This window comes from Acaryochloris sp. IP29b_bin.148, from assembly GCF_028285565.1.
Classification (GTDB): Bacteria; Cyanobacteriota; Cyanobacteriia; order Thermosynechococcales; family Thermosynechococcaceae; genus Acaryochloris.
The window spans coordinates 1-2,503 of the sequence record NZ_JANQOY010000071.1; the positions used below are offsets into that span (position 1 = coordinate 1).

A 2,503-nucleotide genomic window follows, 5' to 3' on the forward strand; every position below is an offset into this window, starting at 1 on the left:
TCTCATCGAAGTGAAGGTGAAACAAACCTCCTTGAATACCTCAGAGTTTCAGCAGGAGAGCTGGGCGGAATTTTGCAATGGCATTGAGCATCCAACCCAAGCGGATTGGAATCGCTGGCGTCAGGAATTTATCACCCAGCTAGAAGAAGGCTTTGAACACCTGATGATGCCTGGGAATGGCATTGAAGAATTTAGCCGGGTGTGGACTCGTGAAATCCGTCTTCGAGCGGTTCAACCGGGTAGATCATGAGGTGGACTGGGGTATGGAGTCAGTTTGTACCTGTTAAAGGGTGGTTCTGAGATCGCATCCATTGAATCTTTCAAATGCTCCAGAGCCTGATCGCTTTCCAGATTCCAACTGGTGACGTGAGTAAAGGAACACTTTGGCTCTTCAGCATCTCAAGCAAAAGGACATGGGTTTACAAAAAGCGAATACACGGGCTGTAATGACAAATCAAATTAGAGTTACCCGATAATACTGTCATAAAAAGTATTGCTTGGAAGAGTGAGTAAGTGCCTTGCCGTAAAGATGCTTTTCCTTTGTCCCCAAGGATAAAGGTCAGGTTTTAAGATCAAATTTGCGATTGCCAGGAAACCATTTACGGTGATTAGCGGTCAAGATCATTCCCGCTTTGTATTTTGATTGTCAGATAATTAAGAAAAAATTAAATTATGATGTACAGAAGTCAATGTGTAAGTGCCAAAATTGTTAGGTGATTTACTACCATGTCTCCCCCTCTCCTACGCCAACTCTGGCAAATGATTGAACAGATACCCCATCAAACCCTAGCAAGGCTTGATGATTCAGGCTTAGTGGGCTGGGTGGTTGTCCATCTAGAAAAGAGCCGCCCTCTGAAAACTGAAGAACGGAAAGCTGTTGAAGGCTACCTGTATGACCATACAATGCTGATTCGTGACATGGCTGGCACCTAAAAATGTATCGTGGGGAAGGTCAAGCTACACAACACCCCATCCAGGCAAGATCGCCAGCGAATGAAACCATAAAGACTCATGAACAGCCCTGAAATAAGGCTGAACAAGATCGCACAGAGCCACAGTAGTCTGAACAATCGACGTTTTGGTGCTGGTTTCTTCCTCGCCATGAGCAACACAGTAAATTTATCAGTGGCAGAATGTCACGAAAGGAGCTAGTTCAAAAATTAGCTCTCTAGACCAGTTTTTTCTGCCTGAGAATTGAGTAAAGAAGCGTAAAATAGAGGCTACCGCCAATCATCTGATCGGCTGAGTGCTTGTTCCCACAGATAACCGATGGATGAAAACTTGAGCATCTATCCTCACTAGCAAGTCGCCATTAGCCGGAATGGCCGTTAGATGCAGAAGTCCAGAGTTGAAAAAGCAAAGTTCAAATTATAAAAATATTATAAAGGCTTCTATTAATAAACTATATATAAGTTAATATTATTGTCATAATAAGCCTGACTTCTTCATCTGTGGAAGATGTCTTAAGAAAGGGTCTATCCCTTTCAGATAAAAACCGCTGGCCAGCTTATAAATGCCTATTTAAATTATTCGTCTCGCCAGTCTTTAGATCTTCAGTCTAAGGGCTGGCTTGCTAATGCTTATGCTTAAAACCCTTGAGCCTCAACAACAAGAGTCTATTACTTGCTGCTACCGGAATCGTTCACCAAGAGTCCAGGTGGTACGGATTACCAATATCCCGAACTGGTATTTTGAGCGGGTCGTATTTCCACAACAGCATCTCATGTTCGATGCACCTCCCAAGGCCCACCTTGAGGTTCATAATAGTGAGATTGCTACAGCTATTCAGGTGGACTGTATTCCCTGTCGGCAGTTGCGTGTAAAGACAGCTTGCTGATCTGGGTATGGTGACGAATTCAAGGTAGGGGCTAATCAAGTTATTTCAAGGCGTTGAGTGCTGCCTCATTGGTGATTCCTTTTTCAGCCGCTAGAAACTGAAAGAACTTCTTGAGCGCGACTCTCAAATCACTTTCGGTAGAGGAATCCCAGACCTTGCGTTTATACCATTTTCTGAAATGGCTATTAACCATGCCTTTGGTGATGTCCTCAATGGCTTCGACATCGGTATAGCCACAAATGAAGTGAATAAATAACTCAACGATGTTGGTATGTTTTCTGACAGTTTTCTTGGAGTATTTGGCCGCGAGGAAACCAGCAAAGTCTCGATTGAGCTGTTCTAGAGACTCTCGAAAGGGGGCTCTAGCTTCTTCTGCTGCTTGCATAGCTTCCAGGTACTCATTAAATTGATTGGCTGGAATGGTCACTTTACCTGTGTAGACTTTCGCCATACTACTGTCCTCTCGTGAGTGATTGTGGCTCATCAATTGCTGATAACAGCAACTTAAAGCTAGACAGAGGTACATTTCAAGCTTCTAAAATCTGTCAGATAAAAAGAATCTAATGGTAGTACAATAGAACTACTACTCACTATGCCTGTCTAACAGAGAGACAGGCATTTTTGTCTTTTCATGAATCGAACTGAAGAGTGGCATTACTTCAAAAA

General features: G+C 43.2%; 3 protein-coding genes and 1 pseudogene. 3 read left to right on the plus strand and 1 reads right to left on the minus strand.

Translation table 11 applies throughout. The features are described from left to right. From Q0986_RS06560 to Q0986_RS06570, 3 genes and pseudogenes are all read left to right on the plus strand, one after another. Nucleotides 1–250 (plus strand): annotated as a pseudogene (locus Q0986_RS06560) (hypothetical protein); the annotation flags it as partial. Between the two features lie 476 nt (nt 251–726). Next, nucleotides 727–933, plus strand: a complete 207-nt coding sequence (locus Q0986_RS06565; protein WP_299406376.1) for a hypothetical protein — start codon at nt 727–729, stop codon at nt 931–933. Between the two features lie 649 nt (nt 934–1,582). Then, on the plus strand, nt 1,583–1,837 hold the full coding sequence (locus Q0986_RS06570) for a DUF1830 domain-containing protein (protein ID WP_299406381.1): 255 nt from the start codon (nt 1,583–1,585) through the stop codon (nt 1,835–1,837). Nucleotides 1,838–1,877: 40 nt separating this feature from the next. Here the strand turns inward: Q0986_RS06570 and Q0986_RS06575 are convergent, their stop codons facing one another. Continuing rightward, nucleotides 1,878–2,288, minus strand: coding sequence for a site-specific integrase (locus Q0986_RS06575; protein WP_299406386.1), 411 nt, complete (start codon nt 2,286–2,288; stop codon nt 1,878–1,880). Nucleotides 2,289–2,503 lie beyond the last annotated feature (215 nt).

Coding starts and splice junctions, on each gene's coding strand:
- Q0986_RS06570 (WP_299406381.1), top strand. CDS start 1,583: ATGCTTAAAACCCTTGAGCCTCAACAACAAGAGTCTATTACTTGCTGC.
- Q0986_RS06565 (WP_299406376.1), top strand. CDS start 727: ATGTCTCCCCCTCTCCTACGCCAACTCTGGCAAATGATTGAACAGATA.
- Q0986_RS06575 (WP_299406386.1), bottom strand. CDS start 2,288: ATGGCGAAAGTCTACACAGGTAAAGTGACCATTCCAGCCAATCAATTT.